Source organism: Azomonas agilis (assembly GCF_007830255.1).
Taxonomy (GTDB): Bacteria; Pseudomonadota; Gammaproteobacteria; order Pseudomonadales; family Pseudomonadaceae; genus Azomonas; species Azomonas agilis.
Window position 1 is genome coordinate 1 of sequence record NZ_VLKG01000009.1, and the last position, 20,422, is coordinate 20,422.

The 20,422-nt window shown below is 53.1% G+C and carries 16 protein-coding genes and 1 tRNA gene; 10 read left to right on the forward strand and 7 right to left on the reverse strand.

Translation table 11 applies throughout. The annotated features are described in order from the left end of the window. Positions 1-80: 80 nt before the first annotated feature. The 7 genes from LX59_RS11605 (at position 81) to LX59_RS11635 (ending at position 6,495) form a co-directional block, all read left to right on the forward strand. Positions 81-341, forward strand: coding sequence for a hypothetical protein (locus LX59_RS11605; RefSeq protein ID WP_246118638.1), 261 nt, complete (start codon positions 81-83; stop codon positions 339-341). Between the two features lie 47 nt (positions 342-388). Next, positions 389-1,267, forward strand: coding sequence for a toprim domain-containing protein (locus LX59_RS11610; RefSeq protein WP_144572227.1), 879 nt, complete (start codon positions 389-391; stop codon positions 1,265-1,267). Then, the gene (locus tag LX59_RS11615; protein ID WP_144572041.1) at positions 1,260-3,053 is read left to right on the forward strand and encodes a DUF927 domain-containing protein; all 1,794 of its coding nucleotides are present in this window, start codon (positions 1,260-1,262) and stop codon (positions 3,051-3,053) included. The genes LX59_RS11610 and LX59_RS11615 overlap by 8 nt, the downstream gene beginning before the upstream one ends. Before the next feature lie 304 nt (positions 3,054-3,357). Then, a complete protein-coding gene (locus LX59_RS11620) occupies positions 3,358-4,086 on the forward strand; it encodes a hypothetical protein (RefSeq protein ID WP_144572042.1) in 729 nt (242 codons plus the stop codon). After that, positions 4,079-4,684: a hypothetical protein gene (locus LX59_RS11625; RefSeq protein ID WP_144572043.1), complete on the forward strand. Its 606-nt coding sequence runs from the start codon at positions 4,079-4,081 to the stop codon at positions 4,682-4,684. Before LX59_RS11620 ends, LX59_RS11625 begins: the two co-directional genes overlap by 8 nt. Before the next feature lie 226 nt (positions 4,685-4,910). Next, entirely contained in the window at positions 4,911-5,558 is a 648-nt protein-coding gene (locus LX59_RS11630) for a hypothetical protein (protein WP_144572044.1), read from the forward strand. Positions 5,559-5,673: 115 nt separating this feature from the next. Further along, positions 5,674-6,495 (forward strand): hypothetical protein, encoded by an 822-nt coding sequence (locus LX59_RS11635; RefSeq protein WP_144572045.1) that lies wholly within the window; start codon positions 5,674-5,676, stop codon positions 6,493-6,495. A gap of 29 nt (positions 6,496-6,524) precedes the next feature. Here the strand turns inward: LX59_RS11635 and LX59_RS11640 are convergent, their stop codons facing one another. Further along, complete coding sequence (locus LX59_RS11640) at positions 6,525-6,710, reverse strand: hypothetical protein (protein ID WP_144572046.1); 186 nt, start codon at positions 6,708-6,710, stop codon at positions 6,525-6,527. 787 nt (positions 6,711-7,497) lie between these two features. Further along, a complete protein-coding gene (locus LX59_RS11645) occupies positions 7,498-7,836 on the reverse strand; it encodes a hypothetical protein (protein ID WP_144572047.1) in 339 nt (112 codons plus the stop codon). 407 nt (positions 7,837-8,243) lie between these two features. Here LX59_RS11645 and LX59_RS11650 point away from each other — a divergent pair, with 407 nt between their 5' ends. Genes LX59_RS11650 through LX59_RS11660 form a run of 3 tightly spaced genes read left to right on the forward strand, consistent with a single transcriptional unit; the run spans position 8,244 to position 10,279 of the window. Next, positions 8,244-8,876: a helix-turn-helix domain-containing protein gene (locus tag LX59_RS11650; RefSeq protein WP_144572048.1), complete on the forward strand. Its 633-nt coding sequence runs from the start codon at positions 8,244-8,246 to the stop codon at positions 8,874-8,876. Next, positions 8,869-9,654, forward strand: a complete 786-nt coding sequence (locus LX59_RS11655; RefSeq protein WP_170234368.1) for a terminase small subunit — start codon at positions 8,869-8,871, stop codon at positions 9,652-9,654. The genes LX59_RS11650 and LX59_RS11655 overlap by 8 nt, the downstream gene beginning before the upstream one ends. Before the next feature lie 10 nt (positions 9,655-9,664). Further along, the gene (locus LX59_RS11660; protein ID WP_144572050.1) at positions 9,665-10,279 is read left to right on the forward strand and encodes a hypothetical protein; all 615 of its coding nucleotides are present in this window, start codon (positions 9,665-9,667) and stop codon (positions 10,277-10,279) included. Between the two features lie 419 nt (positions 10,280-10,698). Here the strand turns inward: LX59_RS11660 and LX59_RS11665 are convergent. From LX59_RS11665 to bcsA, 5 genes are all read right to left on the reverse strand, one after another. Further along, positions 10,699-10,775 (reverse strand) — tRNA-Pro (locus tag LX59_RS11665). 87 nt (positions 10,776-10,862) lie between these two features. Beyond that, on the reverse strand, positions 10,863-14,357 hold the full coding sequence (bcsC, locus tag LX59_RS11670; RefSeq protein ID WP_144572051.1) for a cellulose synthase complex outer membrane protein BcsC: 3,495 nt from the start codon (positions 14,355-14,357) through the stop codon (positions 10,863-10,865). Further along, complete coding sequence (gene bcsZ / locus LX59_RS11675) at positions 14,339-15,454, reverse strand: cellulose synthase complex periplasmic endoglucanase BcsZ (protein WP_144572052.1); 1,116 nt, start codon at positions 15,452-15,454, stop codon at positions 14,339-14,341. The genes bcsC and bcsZ overlap by 19 nt, the downstream gene beginning before the upstream one ends. Before the next feature lie 13 nt (positions 15,455-15,467). Continuing rightward, positions 15,468-17,816 carry a cellulose biosynthesis cyclic di-GMP-binding regulatory protein BcsB gene (bcsB, locus tag LX59_RS11680; protein WP_144572053.1) on the reverse strand — a complete coding sequence of 783 codons (2,349 nt, stop codon included), beginning with the start codon at positions 17,814-17,816 and terminating at the stop codon, positions 15,468-15,470. Further along, positions 17,813-20,422 (reverse strand): UDP-forming cellulose synthase catalytic subunit, encoded by a 2,610-nt coding sequence (gene bcsA, locus LX59_RS11685; RefSeq protein ID WP_144572054.1) that lies wholly within the window; start codon positions 20,420-20,422, stop codon positions 17,813-17,815. The genes bcsB and bcsA overlap by 4 nt, the downstream gene beginning before the upstream one ends.

Consider the following 20,422-nt stretch of genomic DNA (forward strand, 5'->3'; position numbering starts at 1 on the left):
AACCTCAGTCTGGTGATGACGGATTTAAGCCGAGGTGCTGAAGAACGTCTGAGTCTGGCTCAAGCGCTGGAGGTGACTCCATGAGCCGCCCTCCGATCAATCGCCGCCACAATGATGCTTTGGCTTATGAGCGGGCCAATACCCTGACCTGTGCCGGACTTGGTTTAAGCGCCATTGCTGATCTGCTGGGGGCCGATGGTAGTGAACACCACCTGCATCATGAATTGGAAAGCGGTTTAGCTAATGCAGCCAAAGCCCTAGCCGTGCTGGTGCAACAAACAGGTTATGAGCTGTGCGACCAGTTTGACCCTGATCTGCTGAACGCCCCCACCGAGGACTAACCATGACCGACTTTAAAAACCCTGCCTTAGCGGGGACAGGATCGCTCATGCCTGAAAAAGCAGAATGGGCGTTTAAGGACGCACTGGAAGCCGCCTTCGGGCGGCTGGACTTTGTACCGATGATGGATGGCCACTTCCACCGCTTCCGCGTACCAGAGGACAAATCCGGTACCCGTAACGGTTGGTATGTGGGCTTTTTGGACAACATCGCCAGTGGTGCCTTTGGTAGCTGGAAGCTGGGCCAAACTGGAACATGGAGCAGCCGCCAACCGGCTGACCCCATTGAGGCCGAACTGATTCAACAGCGCATCGAGCAGGTCAAAGCCCAACGCCAAGCCGAACAACAACAGCGGCACCAGCAGGCGGCTGAGAAGGCCCGAGGGATTTGGCAACGGGCACTGCTAGCCAACCCCAATCATGCGTATTTGGTAGCCAAAAAAGTATCGGCCTACGGTCTGCGCCAGCGAGGGAATACCTTGCTGGTGCCGCTGATCCATAACGGCCAACTGGTGAACCTGCAATTCATCCAACCCGATGGCTGCAAACGCTTCCTGAGTGGTGGGCAGGTTAAAGGCTGTTACAGCCCGATGGGGGTAATTGCTCAGGGTAAACCTTTGTATCTGTGTGAAGGCTGGGCCACTGGCGCAACCCTGCACCAGTACACCGGATGCCCTGTGGCCTGTGCGATGAACGCGGGCAACCTGCTCCCGGCTGGCCAACAACTCAAGGCCCGCTATCCCGATCTGGCGTTGATCGTCGCCGGTGATGACGACCGCCTCACCGACGGCAATCCGGGACGCATGAAGGCCAATGCTGCGGCCTTAGCCCTGAGTGCTGAATTGGTATTTCCCAACTTCCCTGCAGATGCCCCGCTGTCCTTAACCGATTTCAACGACTTGGCGCTTTGGAGTGCTCACCATGACTGATTCCAACAACGTGATTCCCTTGGTGCGCGCTGAGCTGGTCAGCATTGAACCGGATCGCCCCTGCTGGGGCGTGTATGAGCATTGGGTCATCAACGAAAAAGGCCGCAAGCTCAAACCCGGTGTGTACTGGCACAGCTTTCACAAAGCCGACGAAGATCCCGACAGCGACCGAGAGCGCCCCTTAGTGGACGACTGGATTGCTACACCGGTGACCGTATTAGCGCGGACAATCTGCACCGATGACGGCATGGAGGGCCGCCTGCTTAAACTACACGTCGCCTCAGGGGTGAAAGAGTGGATCATGCCGATGGAGGTGTTTGGCGGCAGTGGTGAAGAGGCCCGGCGTACCCTGTTTGGCATGGGGGTCATCATCGCGCTGAAGAAACGTACCTTCTTTATGGAGTACCTGCTGGATCAACAGCCCGCCGATACCTACGAAACCACCGCCCGTCCCGGCTGGCACTCAGCGGGTGTTTTTGTCCTGCCGACAGGTACTCTGGGCAGTGACCGCGTGCGCTACCAGTCCAGTGGCCGCAGCCCCAACCTGTTTAAACGCAAAGGAACCTTGGAGCCGTGGCAACAACAGGTGGCCAGCAAGTGCTTGGGTAATCCGGTACTCACCCTATCGGTGGGCTGTGCTCTGGCTGGCCCCTTGCTCAGTCTGGTAGGCGTAAACGGAGGTGGTGTGCATCTGGTCGGTGACAGCTCCAAGGGTAAATCACTGGCGCAACTGGTCGGCGCTTCGGTGTGGGGCGATCCGGGGCCAGCGGGTTTTGGGGCGAGCTGGTGCATGACCAAGAACGGGCTGGAGATTGAAGCCGCCAGCCGCAATGACACGCTGCTCAGTCTGGACGAAATCAAACGCGCCAACCCCAAGGACATACAGGAAATGGCCTACAGCCTCGCCAATGGCGTGGGCAAAGGCACCATGAACCGCGAGCGGGAAGGCCGCGTCAAACTGAACTGGCGTTTGCTTACCCTATCCAGTGGGGAACGCTCCCTCAGTGAACACGCGGCCATCAGTGGTAACACCGCCCATGCCGGGGCCGAGTTACGCATGGTGGATGTGAACGCCGGTACCCGAACCCACGGTGCTTTTGATGAGCTGCACAGCCTTAGCGGTGAAGACTTCCACCGCAGCATCACTCTGCTGGTCGGCCAACACTATGGGCATTTAGGCCCCGCCTTTGTCGAGCAACTGATTGCCTACAAGAGCTATGAAGGACTGGCGGAATCCTTCTCCAAGGTGCGCGCCCAATTCGTAGCCGACAATGCTCAGGCCGGACGGGTAGCCGACCGTTTCGCCGTCATAGCACTGGCCGGAGAGATGGCCATCGGTTACGGCTTACTGCCGTGGCCTCTGGGCACCAGCTTGGCCGACAGCAAAACCCTGTACCGCGAATGGCTAGAGCGGGTGGGCAGTGGTAATGCCGAAGACCGTCAGATCCTCGCCAGTATTGCGACCTTTATTGAGCGTTATGGGGATAGCCGCTTCTCCGATATTGAAGCCGTAGAGCCCGACACCAAGGTACTTAACCGCGCTGGATACCGGCGTAAAACGCCCTCGGAGCTGCTGTATCTGTTTAACAGTGCAGCCTTAACCGAAGCCGCGCCCGGTTATGGCCTCAGCCGGATCGCCCTTGCGCTGGATACCGCTGGAGCCCTGAGCGAGCGCGATATCGAAAAAGGCCAGAAGCGCTACACCAAAAAACAATCCATTCCCGGAGGAGGTCGTTATCGGCCCAGTTTCTACGTCATCAACCCGGAACAGCTAGAGCCCAAATAAACCCATTCCCCATAGGAACCTTGTTTTTAAGGGACAGCAGGGACAAAGGGACGAACACCAAGCAGAGCCAATAAATACGCGGGTTTAAGCCGATTCATACTGTCCCTTGAATAAAAAAGGAAAGGGACAGGAGGGACACACCTTTAAGGGTTATAGAAATACAGCCTTTTTTTCTGTCCCTTGATTCCTGCTTAAACCGCGCTGTCCCTGAGTATTAGGGACAGCTCAAAGCCGCGTAGCTCTAGGCGTGTAGCTGCTTTGTCCCTTCGTCCCTTGGATTTTGAAATTCTAGAGAGACGTTCCAATGATGACGCTGAACCCTCTATCCAACCTATTCGCCCAATTGGAGGCTCAGGCCAAGGCGGTTGACTCCACCACCGAGCCCCCACAACCGACCACCACTCACCCTAAGCTGTATCTGCTGGTGCTGGATAATGCGCAAACCATCCAACACTTCAGCCCCAGCTCAGTGGAGGAAGTACACACCCATGCCCGCCTGAAACACGGGGTTTCACTGCTGCGCGTGGTCGCTGTACCCAATGCCAAACGCTTCCTGACCAATGAAGAACTCTCCAAGGCCTTAGCCGGTACTTGGAGACCTATGCAAAATCGCACAGGCCTCCCTCCTCATACCCTGCTGGTGCGGGTGGCCAATCTGCTGGGCTGCTCAGGGGACTACCTATTGAAACAGGGGTTTCTTGAACCCTGCGACTTAGAGGAACAGGCCGCCACTGATCCTTGGGTACTGGCTGAGGGAATACGCCGCGATCCGCGTTGGTGTCCGCCGCCAATGTCCGAACAACGGACAATGCCCCACGAGCCTGACTCAGCGGGACAGGGGGAACCCCAAGCACACACCACCCATTGGACAGCCCAGATAGCCCCAGCGGAATGGCTCCAAGCCCGTGATGCTTACCTAAATCACTTGCTGGCCTGCCCTAACTGCTGGGCTCCCATCAAGCGCTACTGTCCCGAAGGCCAAGCCCTGCACCAGCACTACCAGAACCAACCCAAGGAGGCCCGCCATGACTAACCAAGACCTACTTAAACGCCTGTGGGCCTTAGATGCAAAACAAGGTCTGAGCATTCGTACCCAACTGCTGGTGCGCCGCCGTCTGTGTCGAGTGCTGTCTGAATTGCGGCATCAGATCCAAGGGGAGCGCCAAGCTCAGATCAGAAAGGCACGGCTCCAGCTACCCAACAACCCAAGCCCCTTCGATCAAGCCCGCATCAAACGACTGGAGCAAACCGCCAAGGGCCACCGTATCCAAGAACTGGCGGAAACGCTTCGCCAGCAGATTCAGTTAGGCGGGGATCTGGTTATCAATCAGGCTATCTACGATGCCTTGGGACTGGATGAGCTGCTGGTGCTGCTCAACGTCAACTCAGCCGACCACGCATGGGTAGTGGAGCAAATGGGCGACGAACCACCCTTCTTTGGGCTGGTGTTTGTACCGGGCTCAGAGAACAGTGCCAGCCGTGAAGCCCAACGCAAGGAGCATGGGCCGGTGCTGGAGGCGTGTTTGTCCTCCATTACCGAAGTGATGCGGCATCCTGATTTTGACCCTGAAGCGCTGGGACGAAGGATTAGGAAGAAGAACAAAGGGAAGAGGTTGAAGCGGGTTAAATAAAAAATAAGACAGCCAACTAACTTAAATTTCACTCAGGTCAGATCGGCTAAGGTAGATCTGGCCTATTCTTTATGGTGCATAACATTCTTATTCAGTCATGGAGCTGCCATAAGGCTTAGCCTAGAAGGTTTCTAGTAATCAAAACAGAAGATTATCCACCAGACCCGTTTGGTAGGTTATGCACCAAGTGGTGTCTAATAATAGTTAGGCCGCAAAGGAGACGGCAATGGGTATTCAAGCGCAAGAAGATGCATTGTTCCAAGAGTGGCGGGCCGCAAGGCCGAGATTTGTGGCCGATGGGGCGGTAGATGAAGATGCGTATTCGTCAAGTGAACGACGAATACTTTTTATGCTGAAAGAGGTTAACGATCCAGAAGGCGGAGACTGGGATTTAAGGCAATTCATCAAAGATGGCGGTCGTTCCTACACATGGAACAACATCACTCGCTGGATTGAAGGAATCCGTAATCTCTCAATTGATATTCCGTGGAAAGATTTAGAGCAAGTTGACAATGAAAGGAGAGCAAAGGCTTTAAGGTCAGTTGCCGCCGTTAATCTTAAAAAAAGTCCGGGTTCGCACACGTCTGATCCGAGTGAAATTGCAGTTATTGCGGAGCAAGACAAGGCATTTCTAAATAGGCAAGTGAGTCTGTATCAAGCAGATTTAATAATTTGTTGTGGCGTCAGCGATACATTTCATTGGCTTGTCGCATTTGACAGGCCGCCGGAATGGAGGCAAACCTCAAGGGGCATCGCGTACCATGAATATAGGCCTGGAAAGTTTGTGGTCGCATATGCGCATCCTGAGGCGCGTGTAGCAGATTCCATTCTCTATTACGGCCTCATTGATGCAATTCGGGAGATTGCGGCCTAACTATGCGTTCAAGCGGACTGCCGGGGACGCCACATCTTCAACCCAAGCGTTATCGGCCCGGCAGCCGCTTAACGCGGCGTTAGGGGTATCCACATGACATCTGACACACTCGACTATGGGCCGTGAACTCAAAAGACTAAAGCGCCGCAAGGACGTCGTATCGAGGTTGGATGCTCTGCTTGAGCAGGCCACGACGACTTTGGTGATTCACTATTCATGCGAGAGTTTCTACGATAAGACTGACGGCAAAACACCCCGCGTCACGTCGCTTGCCGTTAGAAATCTTGCTTCAGGGCAAACGGACTCGTTCTCGATTCATCAAATAGCAGAGGAACAGCACGTCGCCTTCGAGCAAATCGCTGAGCACTACGACGCACTCGAACGCCATATGCTAGATCGCTTTTTTGATTTCCTGCGCACTCGCCAGCACTGCAATTGGATTCATTGGAACATGCGGGACGTCAACTACGGATTTGCCGCGATCGAACATAGATACCGCGTTCTAGGCGGCGCACCTATTCAAGTATCAGAAGATCGAAAGTTTGACCTTTCGCGCGCGCTCGTGGACATCTACGGCGTTGGCTATATCGGTCACCCAAGGCTGGAGATGCTGATTGAACTGAACAAAATTACCGCCAAAGACTTCATGACGGGAAAGCAGGAGGCGGCGGCATTTGACAACAAGGAGTTCGTCAAACTGCATCAGTCCACTCTGCGGAAAGTCGATACCTTAGCGAACATCTTTGAGCGAACGACGAACAAAAGCCTTAAGACCAAAGCAACCTGGGCTGAACAGTACGGATTTACCCCTGCTGTCATTGGTGAGTGGGCGAAAGAGCATTGGCTTGTTACAACTCTCGTTGCCGGTGGCGGCTTACTTACCTTTGTTGTCCGCGTCTTCGATCTCTGGGCGCTTTTCGGTGGCAACAACCCCTAACATGGCGCTCAACCTCCGCGGCTTTGCCGCTACGGCGGCCCCTCACGTCCAAAGCGCGCAGTACCAGTTATACCACTGGCTTCATGGGCACCACCAGTAACACGACTACCATAGGCCCATACTTCAGCGTGGGGAACCTGCTGGTGCAGTATGTGTTGCAGTAGGGTTAGATGACGAGGTTCTAAATACAGGTGGTTTAACTCAAGCACTGGCATTGAACACCTCCTGTTAGTGCCCGCTTATCTGCCCAGTTATAGGCTGGAGTGGGTGTCTTGCTAGGGTTGTGGGGCTTCCTGTTATCTGCCCGCATACATTGGCTGAAAACTCAGCTGATGTTCCATCTCCTGAACATTCAGGAGGTCTTCCGTTCTCGCTAAGCCAAAAGCTCAGCTCAGGTTCATCATAGGGTTGCTGATATATCTGCACGCAAGGTAAAGCCCTTGCTGGTGCTGGGCTCTAGGTGGTTGCTGATTGGTTGCTCATGGGGTTGGTGATGCACCAGCTATCCAGTGGAGTGCAATGCTAGGGAGCCAATCGGCTCAGGTTTCAGCCGATTAAAAGGCGACACCCCCACGAGCGTGAGATAAGTGGATTTTGTGGCGACGAATTTCGGCGGCGCAAATAAGCCCCCTGCGAGCGTGACTAAGGGCAATTAAACTCGGGTGATTCCCCAAGTAAATCAATAGGCACTTCTGAGTGTGAGTAAAGAGGTCGGTAATTCGCCGACCTTATCAGCTTTTCGGACTTCAAAAGCAGCACCACTAACCCATTGATAAGACTCAACTCTGTCAAATTGATTGTTTTGCCTGTCATGGCTCCAGTGCGACCCTGAACCCTCCCGTATTGGTGAGTAATATCGGGAAATCCGAGATTACTACCCGCCCACTGGTGTCGCCTGAACCTTGTATCGGTCGTGGAATTCCCCGACTGGGGTTGTTCGAGCGACACAAAGTGGCGTTTCTGACACTCAGTGTTATTTTCGACACTCTGTGATGGTTACGGTTACGCCAAGGTTACGGTTACGCCAAGGTTACGGCCTACCAATGAGCGAAATTCGTGCATTGCTCGATGACGGAATTCCGGCATCGGTTCCGACCGAAACTCACCGGAGCAGATCCAGCCGTCGTAGTGCTGGTGCGTTAGCTGGGAGTATTCCGATTTGAAATCGGAGAAGGTGGTAACGACACGGCCCAAACCTGAGTCATTCTTCATACCCGCTTTTCCGGGTATCAATTCCGAGGTTTTATGGGATTCAATTCCCATGTTTTCCGGTAATTGATTACGAGGTTTTCTGGGAATTAGGACACCCGAATGGATGGTTTCCAAAGCACTGGTTTCCACTGAAAAGCCATATGTTCAGCAGAGTGTTTAATGATCCTCAAATCTGAGGATCTGGACAGTTACGAAAAAACCGTAACCGCTACTAACCGGAATTTTCTTCCGGTTGGCGCTGCGTCTTAACCCTGCGTGTTAATTTCCACACAGTGGGTAGATTTCAACTCACTGGAGCGTTGCTCAGATTTGAGCATCGGGCTGAAAAGCAAAAACGTGGCAGCGCTCACCAGTTTGGAGCGATCCTCAGAAACGAGGATCGGTGGGCCTGACCTAATCTGTCCATGCCCTTAGTGATGCTCAAATCTGAGTATCACCCCTTTTTTAGCCCCTTATTCATTTTCGGAAACCTCGGAATAAAGCCTTTCCCATTCCGCGTCACCATAAGCCTTATTCAGCACTGAGTGAGGCAGCATATGGCAATCATTCTCGACCGAATTAAACGCAAAGATCTGGCTCAGGTTGTAGGCCAGCGGTTAAGGGGCGCTCGTCAGGCATCGGGCCTTAGTCAACGCCAAGCCGCTGATGCACTCGGTCATAAAGAGATGACTCAAATTTCATTGGCAGAATCCGGCCAAAGGTTGCCGCCATTGGTGAATGTGATGCGCTTGGCTGATACCTACAGCGTACCCACGGACTACCTCTTAGGCCGTATTGATGATCCCGACCTTGAGGGCGTGGAGCTGCGGCTACCCTTGCTGGAGCGGGGCTTAGGGCTGTCCTTAGAGGGCTTGCATCGGCAACTCATCAAAGGCTACAGCCGTTTGACCCTGACCCTATCGAAAGGAAGCGCTAAGGATCGGGCGGCGCTGACTCAGTTGGTGTCCTTGGCTCAGGAGGGCAAAGAGGTTTTGCGGCGTGTTCGTGAGCTCAATCCTGAGTTTGACGAACTCAAAGGTGGAGCCCATTTACTCAGGGTGCTAGCAGATATAGAAGCTTTAGGCCGCTATGCCCATGAGCGTACACGGCATGAGCGCCATGCTGTGCAGCAGGCCCAACAATCCATGCAGCAGGCCCAACAATCCATGCAGGAGGTCGCCCATGAATGAGCCGATGGATTATCAAGCCCAAGCTAAAGCCTTTGGGATCAGCCTAAAAGAGCTGATGTTTGTGGAGTACTTTTTAGCCAATGGCTTAAATGCCACCCGAGCCTATTTAGAGGCGGGCTACCGGCCTAAAAATGCGGCTAATGCCTCAGCAGAAGCCAGCCGATGTGTTGCAAAACACAGGGTAAAAACCTATCTCGGCTACCGCCTCAAGCAGCTTATCGGGGACGTAGAGGCCGAGAAGCAGCGCCTAATCCAGACCCTGACTTTTATTGCCTTTGGGGATGTGAACGAATTGGTGGAGCACCGGCGCGCCTGTTGCCGGTTTTGCCATGGTGAGGACTTCCGCTACCAGTACACCCCAGACGAATACCGCCAAGCCGAGCAGGAGGCTGAGGAACAAGGCAAAGACTTCGACCCCCAAGGCGGGATTGGCTTTGATGCCAATAAAGACCCCAACCCTAAGTGCCCCGAGTGCTTTGGTCGTGGGGTATCTCAAGTGATATTCCATGACACCCGCCACCTATCCCCAGCGGCCCAAGCCCTATACGCCGGTTTTGAGCACACCAAGGTCGGCAAAAAGATCGTGCTGATGAACAAGGAAAAAGCCTTCGAGCTGCTGGCCAAGATTCACAAGCTGTTTGATGACGCGCCCAAGGTCACGCTGGCTTTGGATGTAGAAGCCCTAGAGCAGCGCTTTACTGAACGGATGCGCCGCGCGCACGAGCGGACGCAAGCCCTACGCCAAGAACGCGGACTAACCCAAGATGAACCCTACTGAGGATATTGAAATGCCTACCTCCCTGACACAACGACAGTTCAAGTTATTAACCCGTTTGGCAACTGAGGTTCTGGAGCTACGGGCCGAAGCGGTGCGAGAGGGAGCCTTTGATGGCACCCTTGGGCAACTGGCGGCCTTGTTGAGCGAAGTGGACAATGATGTAAATGCCCTACGCCGACGGGGCATTCCAGACCTTAAACGCCATCTCGCAGCGGGACGGCGGGCTCATGGTGAATATCGGCTGACTAATCTGAAGGCGGATCAGGAGCGTAGCGAGTTGATTGAGCGGGCCTTTGCGCTGGTAGCTGAGGCGGGACAGATAGAGGCACAAATTCAGCAGGATCAAGTGAATCAAAAGTCCAAGATAGAACGGTTAATGGGCTTAGGAGCCACCTTAGAGGAAGCCCAACGTATTGCAGGGCCATTACCGGAATATCCCCACAGTAAAGAGTCGCTACTGGCAGAATCTAAGGCATTGATCGAACGAGCTACCGCGATACTCCACCAAAAGGCAACTCAGGTCGCCCATCCCTATAGCGTCGAAGCCGGTTGGGTACGAGGGTATGGCGTATTTAGTGGGCTGGACGTAACAGAGCAACTACCGAGCCCTAAACCACACTGCTAGGCTTATAGCCAGATTTCCACCCATCTAGCGGGCTTGCCTTGGTGAGCCCGTTTTAGTTTCGATCTGTACCTCTTATCGGCTTAATTCACCACCAAGCACTAACCCCTTTCTAGGCAAAAGAACGAATTTCGTCCTTTTCCTGTCAGCACTTGGCTCAAAAACCAAAGCCGGGATTTTTGAGGAGTTGAATTCAATCAAAGAGTTAAAGGGCTTTTCTGCTGGTGCGCATGGAAAACCCTAGACGTCCACCTATCTATTAAGGTTTGTCGATTTTCGGATTGAATAAAGCACCAGCTATTCAGGGTGAGGTTATCTCTACAGTTCCCCTAGCGTGGATTTGCGTTTACCCCTTTATTTACCCCTTTTGCTCAAACGAAAAAGGCCGATCATTTCTGACCGGCCTAAGTCGTTGATTTATTTGGTCGGGACGGAGTGATTTGAACACTCGACCCCTTGCACCCCATGCAAGTGCGCTACCAAGCTGCGCTACGCCCCGACGGGCTCTTAAAGCTAAGAGCGGGGCAGATTATAGCAGTTTTTTTTTAAAAAAATAGAGTTTTTAACGATTTATGAGCAAATTCGCTTAGCGAAAATCGGCATAGGGTTTAAGAGGCTCAATAGGTAGGGGTAAGTTACCCTGCCAAGGCTCAAAGGTGTGACGCAAATACAGTGAGCCATAGCCTGGAGCGTAATCTTGCGCGTATTGCCAAGAAAAGCTTCCCCCCAACACGGTATGGTCGGTTAGCCGTCGCTCCACGGCTCCTTGTAAGCGGATGCTTTGGCCGTCACTGGAGCCTCCCGTAGAGCGTAAGTTAGCATTAGGATCAAAGCCGGGCAGTTGAGACACATTAACCCCCGAATACAGGTTATTGCTGTCCGTTTGAGCGTGAGACCAGCCAAAAGAGCCCTCTAACCAGGTAGACCAGTTTGCACTACGCCAGCCATAACTGATCGGAATGCTAAAGGCATAGTATTGCTGGGGACTGTAATAGCCGCCTTGGCCTAAGGTGTATTCGCCTAAATCTTTATCGTAGCCCCAGTACATCAGGGTTAGCCCGGTACGCATTCGGGTATTGGCTTCCTCAATCAAGCGATAGTAATAGCCCGCCATCGCTGAGTGACGGTTGTTGTCATCGACGTTTTTGCCTTCAAATCGGTGATAGCTTAGATTGGCCCAGAAGCCGTGATCGCCACCCTCATCAACACTTAAGCCCAGCGTGAGACCATTGGCGGTAACACCCCCCCAGCGCTTGCCCGTGATGGGGTCAACGCTGCCCGCATAGGAAAGCAAGGAGTTACTCATTGGGCGACGCGAGGCGGTGATATCCCAACCGAGCATACCGATGTCATCTCCCGTATAAGTAACACCACCGAGCCAGTTACTGACTTCAAAGCCCTGTGGTGAGCGCCCAAAGTCAAAGGCCCAGCGATCGTTTTCCCAGCCGAGGGCAAACCCGATTCCAGAGTCATTTTCGCTGGTCAACGGGCAGCCTTGAGAGACTAAAGCACAGGTACCGAAGGTTTCTCGATGTCGCCCATTACCTTCATCATCAAAGCGGCCTACATCCAAAGTAACGTATTCAGCCCGCGCAAAGCCTTTGCCCTGAGCAATGGGCAGATCCATTTGCACAATAGTGGTTTTGGCATCTAAATCTGAGGTGCCTTGGGCGGCATCGTCATTCCGAAAGCCATAGTTTTGGTAGACGTGCAAAGTCGGATTTTGGGCCTGATAGAGTTCGTCTACATCACTGCGCAAGCTTTTGGCCAGCCAGTCGTCTTGATCGTTAGCGCGGCTGGCCTCTGTGACGGCGACATTATCGCGGGGTTCTGCCTGCTGGGGGCTGATTAAACCGGCTTCAGCCATACCTTTGGCGTAGGTATCCAGAGCTTTTTGCGGTTGATCGGGAGCAAAGTGCCGAGCCGCATCGCGGTAGGTTAGGCCGTCGGCTTGGCCTCCTGCGACGATCTGTTCATATTGGGCCGTGGCTTTTTGCTGTTCCCCCAAGGTTGCGTAGAGGTTCGCCAGTCGTCGTTGAGCATTAGACTGCTCAGCGGTAAAGGAGAGTGGATACTCGTTGAGTACCTGTCTCGCCTCATCCGGGCGTTGCTGGGCTATGAGGGCTTCAGCCAAGCCAAGGCGCGCTTCTGCCTGCTGGGGTATCGCTTTTAGAAATTGGCGGTAATACTGTTCGGCGCGTGGAAAGTCGTTACGCTCCGCAGACCATTCGGCCACGCGGCGGGCATTTTCTGGGTCAGGGTCTGATAACAGCAGTAATTCTGCGGCCAGATGGCGTTTTGCGGCGCGTAACGTTTCTACCTGCGCTAGTAGTAAACGTTGTCGTACCCGTTGGGCGAGGTTACGCATATCGTCTGTCCAAGCCGTTTCGGGGATCTGAGCTAAGGTGTTCATGGCTTCGGCATTGCGATCATCTGATTCCAGATATAGGCCATGAGCGTAACGGGCGGCAGGGTTGTTGCCTTGGCGTTGCAGCAACATTTGAAAGCTTTCGTCGGCTTCTGCGGTTTTGCCTAATGCGTGCTGAATGGTTGCCAGTCGATAAGCAAGCCAAGGATCATCCGGCGAATAATTCCGTACTTGTTGCAGCAAGGTGGCCGCTTGAGCGCGGTCGTTACGTTGTAACGCTTCTTCAGCGGATCGGCTCAGGCGCTCAACCTGCATGTTCCTTAGCGTGTCAGCGTAGGTTTTGCGTTGTGATTCAGGCAGACTGAGAATAAAGGACTCAACGCGTTCTGGAGCGGATTCAGAATACAGCTTGACCAATAAACGAACGGGCTCTGATGCCTGTGGATCCATGCGCCGAGCCTGCATCAGTACCTGTTCCGCTTCGGCAGGTTTTTTCTCTGCAATGGCCAAGTTACCCAGACCGATGAGGGCATTGATATCCTTTGGGTCTAGCTTATGGGCTTGTTGGAAGAGCTGGCGGCTTTTCTGAAACTCTTTGCGCTCTAAAGCGTTATCGGCTTGCGTCAGTAGCATCCAATAGCGTGTAGCCTGTTGTAGGTCACGCCATTTGGTGATCCAGAAGGTGTCTTGTTCTTTGCTCGCCGCCACGCTAAAAGCGGCATAGGCCTCGTCCGCTCGCCCGGTTTGGCGCAAGATGGCTAAACCCAGAGCGCCATGCAATCGAGCATCCTCGGGGTATTTAGCAATCCCTCGACGTAGGTTGGTTTCGGCGGCATTGAGCTGATTGGCTTCTAACAACTGTAAACCCCGTTGACCGGCTTGCCAGGCGGGATCGTTTAACAGGCGTTGTTGATGGGCTAACTGTGTTTTAGCTTGTGTTGTCAGTGGAAAGGAGCTTGGGTAGCGCTGGATAAAGTCAGCCCAACCCTGAACAGCTTCTGCGCTGATTGGGAGGGTACTGAGGTAGTCAAACTCGGTTTGAGCCGAGCTTTCTTGCACATTGGGATTGCTGGAAAGCTGCTGTAAAACCTTTAGAGCTTCTGGGCCTCGGTCTTCGGCCAGCAGCAGTTTAGATAGGGTTTGGCGCAAATCCGTATTACCGGGATAAATGCGGTCTAAACGCTGTAATTGGGCAATGGCATTGGGACGTTGGCCACTGACGTTCGCTCGAATCCGCCAATATTCTAAAGCGCTTGGAAAGTCTGGGGGATTACTGGAGACTAAGTTGTCGTAGGCTTGTAGTGCGTCTGGGTAACGTCCGGCCATCGCTAATAAGCGAATTTGTTGTAAGGCCGTTTGGCCTTCAGGGCTGTAAAGGCGCAATAGGCTTTGGCCCTGTTGGATAAGACTAGGGTCAGCCTTTAACTGATGCAGGCGATCTTGCAGCATCTGAGCACGAGTTGAGTCGTTTTTGCGTAACGCAAGCCGCATACCTGCTAACAGGGTTTGTGGATCATCGGGGGAAATTCGCTCTAGGCGACCCAAGGCACTGCTGACTAAATCGTCACGGTATAGACCTTCAGCCGAGCGAACTTGGTCTAATAAAAGCTGCTGTTGTCCTTGTGAGTCTGTGGTTTGCGCAATACCGGAGACTAACCAGAAGCACCCTAAACTCAGTCCCACAGACCAATACTTCAGTCCTGAGTACGGCATTGATTTCCCCATTCTGGTTGTAAACGTCCATCTTGATCAAAACGGTAGCGTTTTTGATCCCAGCCTTCACCAAACAGCAGCAACATTTGATTGTAGTAAGCATCAGCCGCCGGAGGTGCTTCGAGCAGGCGTGCTTTTTGGGTGTTTAATGCCGCTTCTTGGTGTAGGGCTGATAACAGAGGAAGCAGTGCCGCAGAAAATCCCACCGGGCCATGATTTTTTGAACTCCCGGTTGCGGTGTCGAGCTGCTCAGGAGGAAGGTTTTCTTGCATCGTTCGCGTGGCCATAGGCGCAAAGTGTTGTACCAGCTCCTGACGTTGGGCTGCCTTAGAGTCCATCATACCTACCCATAGGTAAACGCGAATAGCATCGTAACTTCCGCGTGTACCGTGCTTAGAGTCTGCGGCCCACTGTTGATTGCTTTGCCAGCCTACCCAATCAGGAGCAAAGCCTTTGGGGCTGGTTTCGATTAATAAACGTCGGGTATTGCGGGCGATTTCCTCCCAAACGGGATCTATCAGGGCAAAGCGATCCATCAGTTGGGGCGGTAAGTAGCTGGGATTGAGTCGCCAACCTTCAGGCTCTTCAAAGCCATAGTCTCCGGGTAGCACCATAAGCCCAAGGCCGGGCAGTTTGCGCATGGTTTGCGCGGTAGTACGCCAGAGTAGATTAATACCTAGACGCTCGTACTGGGGTTTATTCCACAGCCGAGCGGCTTCTAACAGGCTGTAGGCAATCCATAAATCGGAATCGCTGGCATTATTTGGATCCAAAATACGCCATTGACCCTTGGGCGTTTGCCCCCATTGCCAAGCCGGTAGGTTACGGTGCAGGTCGCCTTTGGCCAGATTATTCTCAGTCCAGTTCAAAATCTGGGCAAAGGTTTTAGGGTCGTTGGCGACTAAGGAGAAAAATAAGCCGTAGGACTGTCCTTCAGAGGTGGTGACTTTTTGTGGTGATGAGGCATCGACCATGCGCCCATCGCTGGTCAGCATGGCTTGTTTGGCCCGGTTCCACGCAGGCCAATCGCAGCTTAAAACCTCGGTGGAAAAACTGAAGGCTGCGAGCCAATGAAGGGCTAAAATCAGTGTTCGCATGGAAGCTCCTCGGCTATTTCAAACGCTTACGCGCCACCCATTGCAGGGCTTGCCAAGTCACAATAGCCACCAGTAAAACGGAGATGGCCGCAATGAGCGCAAGCAGGGTAGGACGGGTTGATAGATGGAACCACAGCAGTTCCCACCAAGGTAGATAGCCTACAAAATAGCGCTCACCGGTAAATTGGCTGTGAACGCCGCTGCTACGAATGACCACAGAGGAACCAGCCATAACATCCCGCTTGCCTACATCGCGCCAAGCCTCTCGGAACAGTTGGTAATCTTCTTCTTGAGTGGCTAAGACGGCGACTAAACTGCGCTGACTATGAAAGGGAGACTGCTGGCCAACAATGGCCGCCATAGGAGCGGTAGCAGAAATATCTACGCGGCTAACAGCGGGATCAGATGTGTAGATTTCTCGCACATAGGGAGCCGCCGAGCGTAACCAAGAAAATTGCTGCCGCTCTCCCGAAGTGGGTTGCAACAAGGCATCCCGCAGGGTCTCTCTGAGCAGCTCAGGGTCTGGATTTTGGCGCAGTGCTTCGGGTAAGAAGCCTAGCACCAGTAAGTCTGCATCAATCTCTTGGGCTTTGCGCCAGTCGTCCGTAACTTGCAAACGCATAGCGGGATAGCCAATTCGTGCTGATAGCCCTGCAATGGTTTCTAGGAGGGAGGCTACCTGTGCAGGCTGATGGGTTTTTGGAATCAGTACCAAGGTTTCCGATAGATCTGCCATGCGGCTAAAGGGGAAGCTGCTGCGGGCAAAGGCGCGCAAGTCCGGTAGGCCAATGTAATGGTGGTAGCCTGAAAGGTCGATGTTAGAGGCTTCGTCAATGGCTACATGGGCATCGGGTACTAGCATGGTTTGGCAGTGATCTCTGGGGGTTAATCCCAATATACTGGCCATACTGAACTGAAATTGCAGTTGGTTACGGTCGCCGATTTTTAGGGCAGGCACTAAGACTTTGCTATCAAGTTCCCCCGTACTGTCGTTAGACAGCAGTTTGACGTGCAGTTTTTGGAAGAAATTACCGTCCTCAGAGGGTGTTAGCAGAGGTAGACCGGCAATCAGTTGATTGTTCAGGGTCACGTTTAAACGCGAGCTATTGGTCAGCGTGGGCGCAGTAAAACGGTATAGAAGGTGCAGGGGAACACCTCGGTTACGCCAGATAAAGAGGTCTGGCGGCACGTTAATGTCTAGGCTGATGGGATCAGGTTGTAGCCCTTTGCGCTCTAGTTGTTCGGCATAGGTGATAAGTTCTGCAAAGTGTACCGGGCGATTGGTGGGAATCCAGTTCGGCGCGTCATAGGGTGTACGCGGCTCTAAAGGCTGGAATTGGTTCACGGTGACCCGTTGACCCCGAAAGATTTTATTACCCTGTGCTAGAGCCAGTGCGGCGGTATTTAGGTCTGCTGCATCGCGGCCCCAAATAATTAGCACTTTGGCATAGGGGGTGGTGGGATGATCAACCAACTCAACAATGGGAGCCTGTACGGCGGGGAAGCGCTGCATATCCGCCAAAAAAGCGGGGCGATGTCCATTAGGTGCAAATACGATGGAATGTGTATAAGGCCCCTCTTTGGGAACCTCTGGCAGACGGTCGAATAGCACGGGAAGTTCGAGTTCGCGCCAACGGGTTTGTACGCCAAAGTAGGAAGCCAAAATAGCAGCGGCTTGTTGCTCCTCGGGTGAAGGGTTCGCGGCGAAGATTTGATGGATGCGGGTCAGGCGTGGGTCATTCTCATCAAAGAAAGGAGAGGGGAAAAACGCTAGATCGTTGGCTTGCAGCAGGGGTTGTTCACTCAGGGTAATACGGCTTTCCTGACTGATATTGACCCATAACGTGGTATTAGCAGGATCTTCACAAATATCGGTGTAATGACCGACAAACTCAAAGCGTATGCGGTTAAAGTCCCCCATCAGGCGGGGATCTAAGGCGATTTTGCGGTTGACTTGCTTACCTAAATCTTCCTTAGCAATGGTCGATACGCCCATCATCACATCGTTTAGATAAATCCTGATGTGCGATAGGTTGGGGATCAGGGCCGGTGAAGGGGTGAACTGTAAGAGTAAATTGGCCTCGCGCACGATGCGGTCACGCCGCAGGGTAAAGTCCACCTGACTCGCTGAGTCCACTCCCTTTAACAGGATGTCCGTAGTGCGCCCTAAGTCGGAAAAAGAGGGCGTTCTTAGCCAAATATCTTGGGTTGTATTAGCCGATGTGGTTGTAGCTGCTGTGGTTACAGGCGCTAGAGTGGCTGCTACAGGCGTTTTGCTGGATACGGGAGCCGCTAAAGCACTCAGGCTCCCTAGCGCCACTAAGGTGCTGATCAGCACTATAGAGTAGAAAAAATAACTCATGACGAACTCACAGATCCGGCAGAAGGGGCCAGAGGATGTAGGGATGAGGAAAGGGAGGTATCTTTTGCAGAGAATCTGGGGATCCGTGGGCAAAAGCTATACAGCCATCGTGGAAGATCAACCACAAGGTATAGCAGCCGCTTTATTGGCCTAGGTAGGTGATCGCAGAGGCGGGCATACCCTTTAGCGCCCAAGGCAAGCATGTCCCAGAAGTGCTGTAGCGGTTGGTCGCCGGAAAATTGCTCCTGTTTATTAAGCCAAGCATCGGCTCGCTCGAAGGTACAGCGGACAAAATCGGTACGCTGCTCATGGCTCAGTGAATCAAGAGAAAGCCCAAGAAAATGACCTTGGTGACGACGCACCAGCGCGGGAAAGGTAAAAGCCCGTCCCGAACGCCATAGAACAAGCGTGACCTTGGTGTCGGGGAGTAATACCAGGGGCAGTTGGGCTTGTATTCCTGCACCTTGGTCAGAGTAGTCCGTTAAGGTGGCAGGATACAGATGTCCTGACTCCAAGCGTAAGGCAGCGGCTAAGCCTGTATTCACGCGTGGGCTGAGGCGAACTTGACGTACCTCGGCGGCTACGGCCACAGCAGAGCCTATAATCAGCAAGTTGTAAATAACCCATAGGCTACTGACGATCACAGTCAGCATTTCATCTTCTGGGCCATACATCAGTCGCCAAATCGCAAATCCAAGGCCTAAAAAGTTCAAGCCCGCTAGGATGAAGTAAGGGGTGGAGATGCGCCAATCGAATTGGTCGTGCTCCATCAAACCGCCTTTTACGGTGACGTTAAAGCGTCCTTTTTTGGGGTTAAGGAGGGCTAAGGTCGTTGGCCACGCGATGTACCACGCGAGGACGGTTTCATAGACTTCCCCTTGGAAGGATTTGCGAAACGGGCCTTGAATACGCGCATTGGCTAGGCTGGAGTGGATCATGTGGGGCAGTACATAGATCAAAATAAGGCTGGCGGGTGCATAGATGATGTAGGCATGCAGCAGTAAAAAGGCCAAAGGTGCGGTCAGGAAGATCAGTCGAGGGATTCCTGCCAAAAAGTGCAGCATGGCATTGGCATAACACAGGCGTTGAAACAGGTTCAGGCCCCGGCCAAATAGGGGATTGTCGGTGCGTAAAATTTGCACCATACCGCGTGCCCAACGAATCCGCTGGCCAATGTGGGCTGAGAGGCTTTCGGTGGCTAACCCTGCCGCTAGGGGAATTCGTAAATAAGCCGAGTGCCATCCACGCCGATGGAGGCGTAATGCGGTGTGGGCATCTTCGGTAACGGTTTCTACAGCAAAGCCACCGATATCGTTAATGGCCGCTCGGCGTAGTACGGCACAGGAGCCACAGAAAAAAGTGGCATTCCACAAGTCGTTACCGTCTTGTACCAATCCGTAGAACAGCTCACCTTCGTTGGGTTCGCTGTGGAAGGTGTTTAGGTTACGCTCAAAAGGATCGGGGGAATAAAACGTGTGAGGTGTTTGCACCAAGGCGAGGCGGTCATCTTTTAAAAACCAGCCTGTCGTCAGTTGCAAAAAAGAGCGCGCTGGAATGTGGTCGCAATCGAAAATGGCAACCAAAGTCCCCTGAGTTTGGGTCAGTGCATAGTTGAGGTTGCCCGCTTTAGCATGACGGTTATCCGGGCGGATGATGTAGCCTACGCCCACCTCAGCCGCAAATTGCCGGAAGATATCCCGCCGCCCGTCATCCAATATATAGATGTTTAACTTATCTTCCGGCCAATCCAGCCCCAGTGCGGCGTACACCGTATTGCGTACAACGGCTAAATCCTCGTTATAGGTTGGGATCATCACATCCACACTGGGCCAGAGTGTGAGGTCTCTAGGGAGTGGCTGAGGTTGGCGCTTTAATGGCCAAATGGTTTGTACATAGCCTAGTAGTAGAATCAGCCAAGCGTAGCTTTCAGCCGCAAGGAGGGTTAGACCACAGACAAGGTCTAGGCTGTCGTTCCAGTTAAGGGTTCCGGTATAACGCCACCATAGGTAACGAGAGGATACTATCAGCGATAGCATCACCAAGAGCACCATGGCAAAGCGTCCAGGGATATCGCGGATTAATAGCGCTAAGCCCCATAGCAAAAATACAAACACCAACTGTGCTTCAAAATCAAAGGGCTCGGTGATGCAGAGAATCACCAAGGCCGTTGTGAAGACTCCAAAGATGGCCATGGCAAAGGGGCGCAATGTCTTGGAGGTTTTATTGAGTACATCAGCGATAGGGGGTAATTCTTCCCCTTGCCAAGGTCGGGTAGCGTTGGTGATTTTTTGGCTTAACCAAGCCCGAGCCTGACCTAACAAACTGAGTCTTTTACTCCATTGCGCTTGCCTAACACGGGGGCTGATCGGTAAGACTACCAACAGCCAAAGGCTTTGTATGACATAGCGTATGGGATCACCCAGTCTGGGAGGCCGATTGCTAATATGTGGATACCAACGTGCAGAATTTGCTAATACCCTCTGCCAAGCAGGGGACTCAAGGCGCAGTACCAACCAAGCGATGCCGTGAAAAAAACTGAGTAAACCCGCGCTGAGTGGGCTAAATCCAGAGTATCGCAGTGAGTGGTAGAACTTTGCTTTGAACAT

Bases quoted from the DNA above. Each gene is read 5' to 3' on its own strand.
- LX59_RS11605 (WP_246118638.1), top strand. From the start codon at position 81: ATGAGCCGCCCTCCGATCAATCGCCGCCACAATGATGCTTTGGCTTAT.
- LX59_RS11610 (WP_144572227.1), top strand. From the start codon at position 389: ATGCCTGAAAAAGCAGAATGGGCGTTTAAGGACGCACTGGAAGCCGCC.
- LX59_RS11615 (WP_144572041.1), top strand. From the start codon at position 1,260: ATGACTGATTCCAACAACGTGATTCCCTTGGTGCGCGCTGAGCTGGTC.
- LX59_RS11620 (WP_144572042.1), top strand. From the start codon at position 3,358: ATGATGACGCTGAACCCTCTATCCAACCTATTCGCCCAATTGGAGGCT.
- LX59_RS11625 (WP_144572043.1), top strand. From the start codon at position 4,079: ATGACTAACCAAGACCTACTTAAACGCCTGTGGGCCTTAGATGCAAAA.
- LX59_RS11630 (WP_144572044.1), top strand. From the start codon at position 4,911: ATGGGTATTCAAGCGCAAGAAGATGCATTGTTCCAAGAGTGGCGGGCC.
- LX59_RS11635 (WP_144572045.1), top strand. From the start codon at position 5,674: ATGGGCCGTGAACTCAAAAGACTAAAGCGCCGCAAGGACGTCGTATCG.
- LX59_RS11640 (WP_144572046.1), bottom strand. From the start codon at position 6,710: ATGCCAGTGCTTGAGTTAAACCACCTGTATTTAGAACCTCGTCATCTA.
- LX59_RS11650 (WP_144572048.1), top strand. From the start codon at position 8,244: ATGGCAATCATTCTCGACCGAATTAAACGCAAAGATCTGGCTCAGGTT.
- LX59_RS11655 (WP_170234368.1), top strand. From the start codon at position 8,869: ATGAATGAGCCGATGGATTATCAAGCCCAAGCTAAAGCCTTTGGGATC.
- LX59_RS11660 (WP_144572050.1), top strand. From the start codon at position 9,665: ATGCCTACCTCCCTGACACAACGACAGTTCAAGTTATTAACCCGTTTG.
- bcsC (WP_144572051.1), bottom strand. From the start codon at position 14,357: ATGCCGTACTCAGGACTGAAGTATTGGTCTGTGGGACTGAGTTTAGGG.
- bcsZ (WP_144572052.1), bottom strand. From the start codon at position 15,454: ATGCGAACACTGATTTTAGCCCTTCATTGGCTCGCAGCCTTCAGTTTT.
- bcsB (WP_144572053.1), bottom strand. From the start codon at position 17,816: ATGAGTTATTTTTTCTACTCTATAGTGCTGATCAGCACCTTAGTGGCG.
- bcsA (WP_144572054.1), bottom strand. From the start codon at position 20,422: ATGTTCAAAGCAAAGTTCTACCACTCACTGCGATACTCTGGATTTAGC.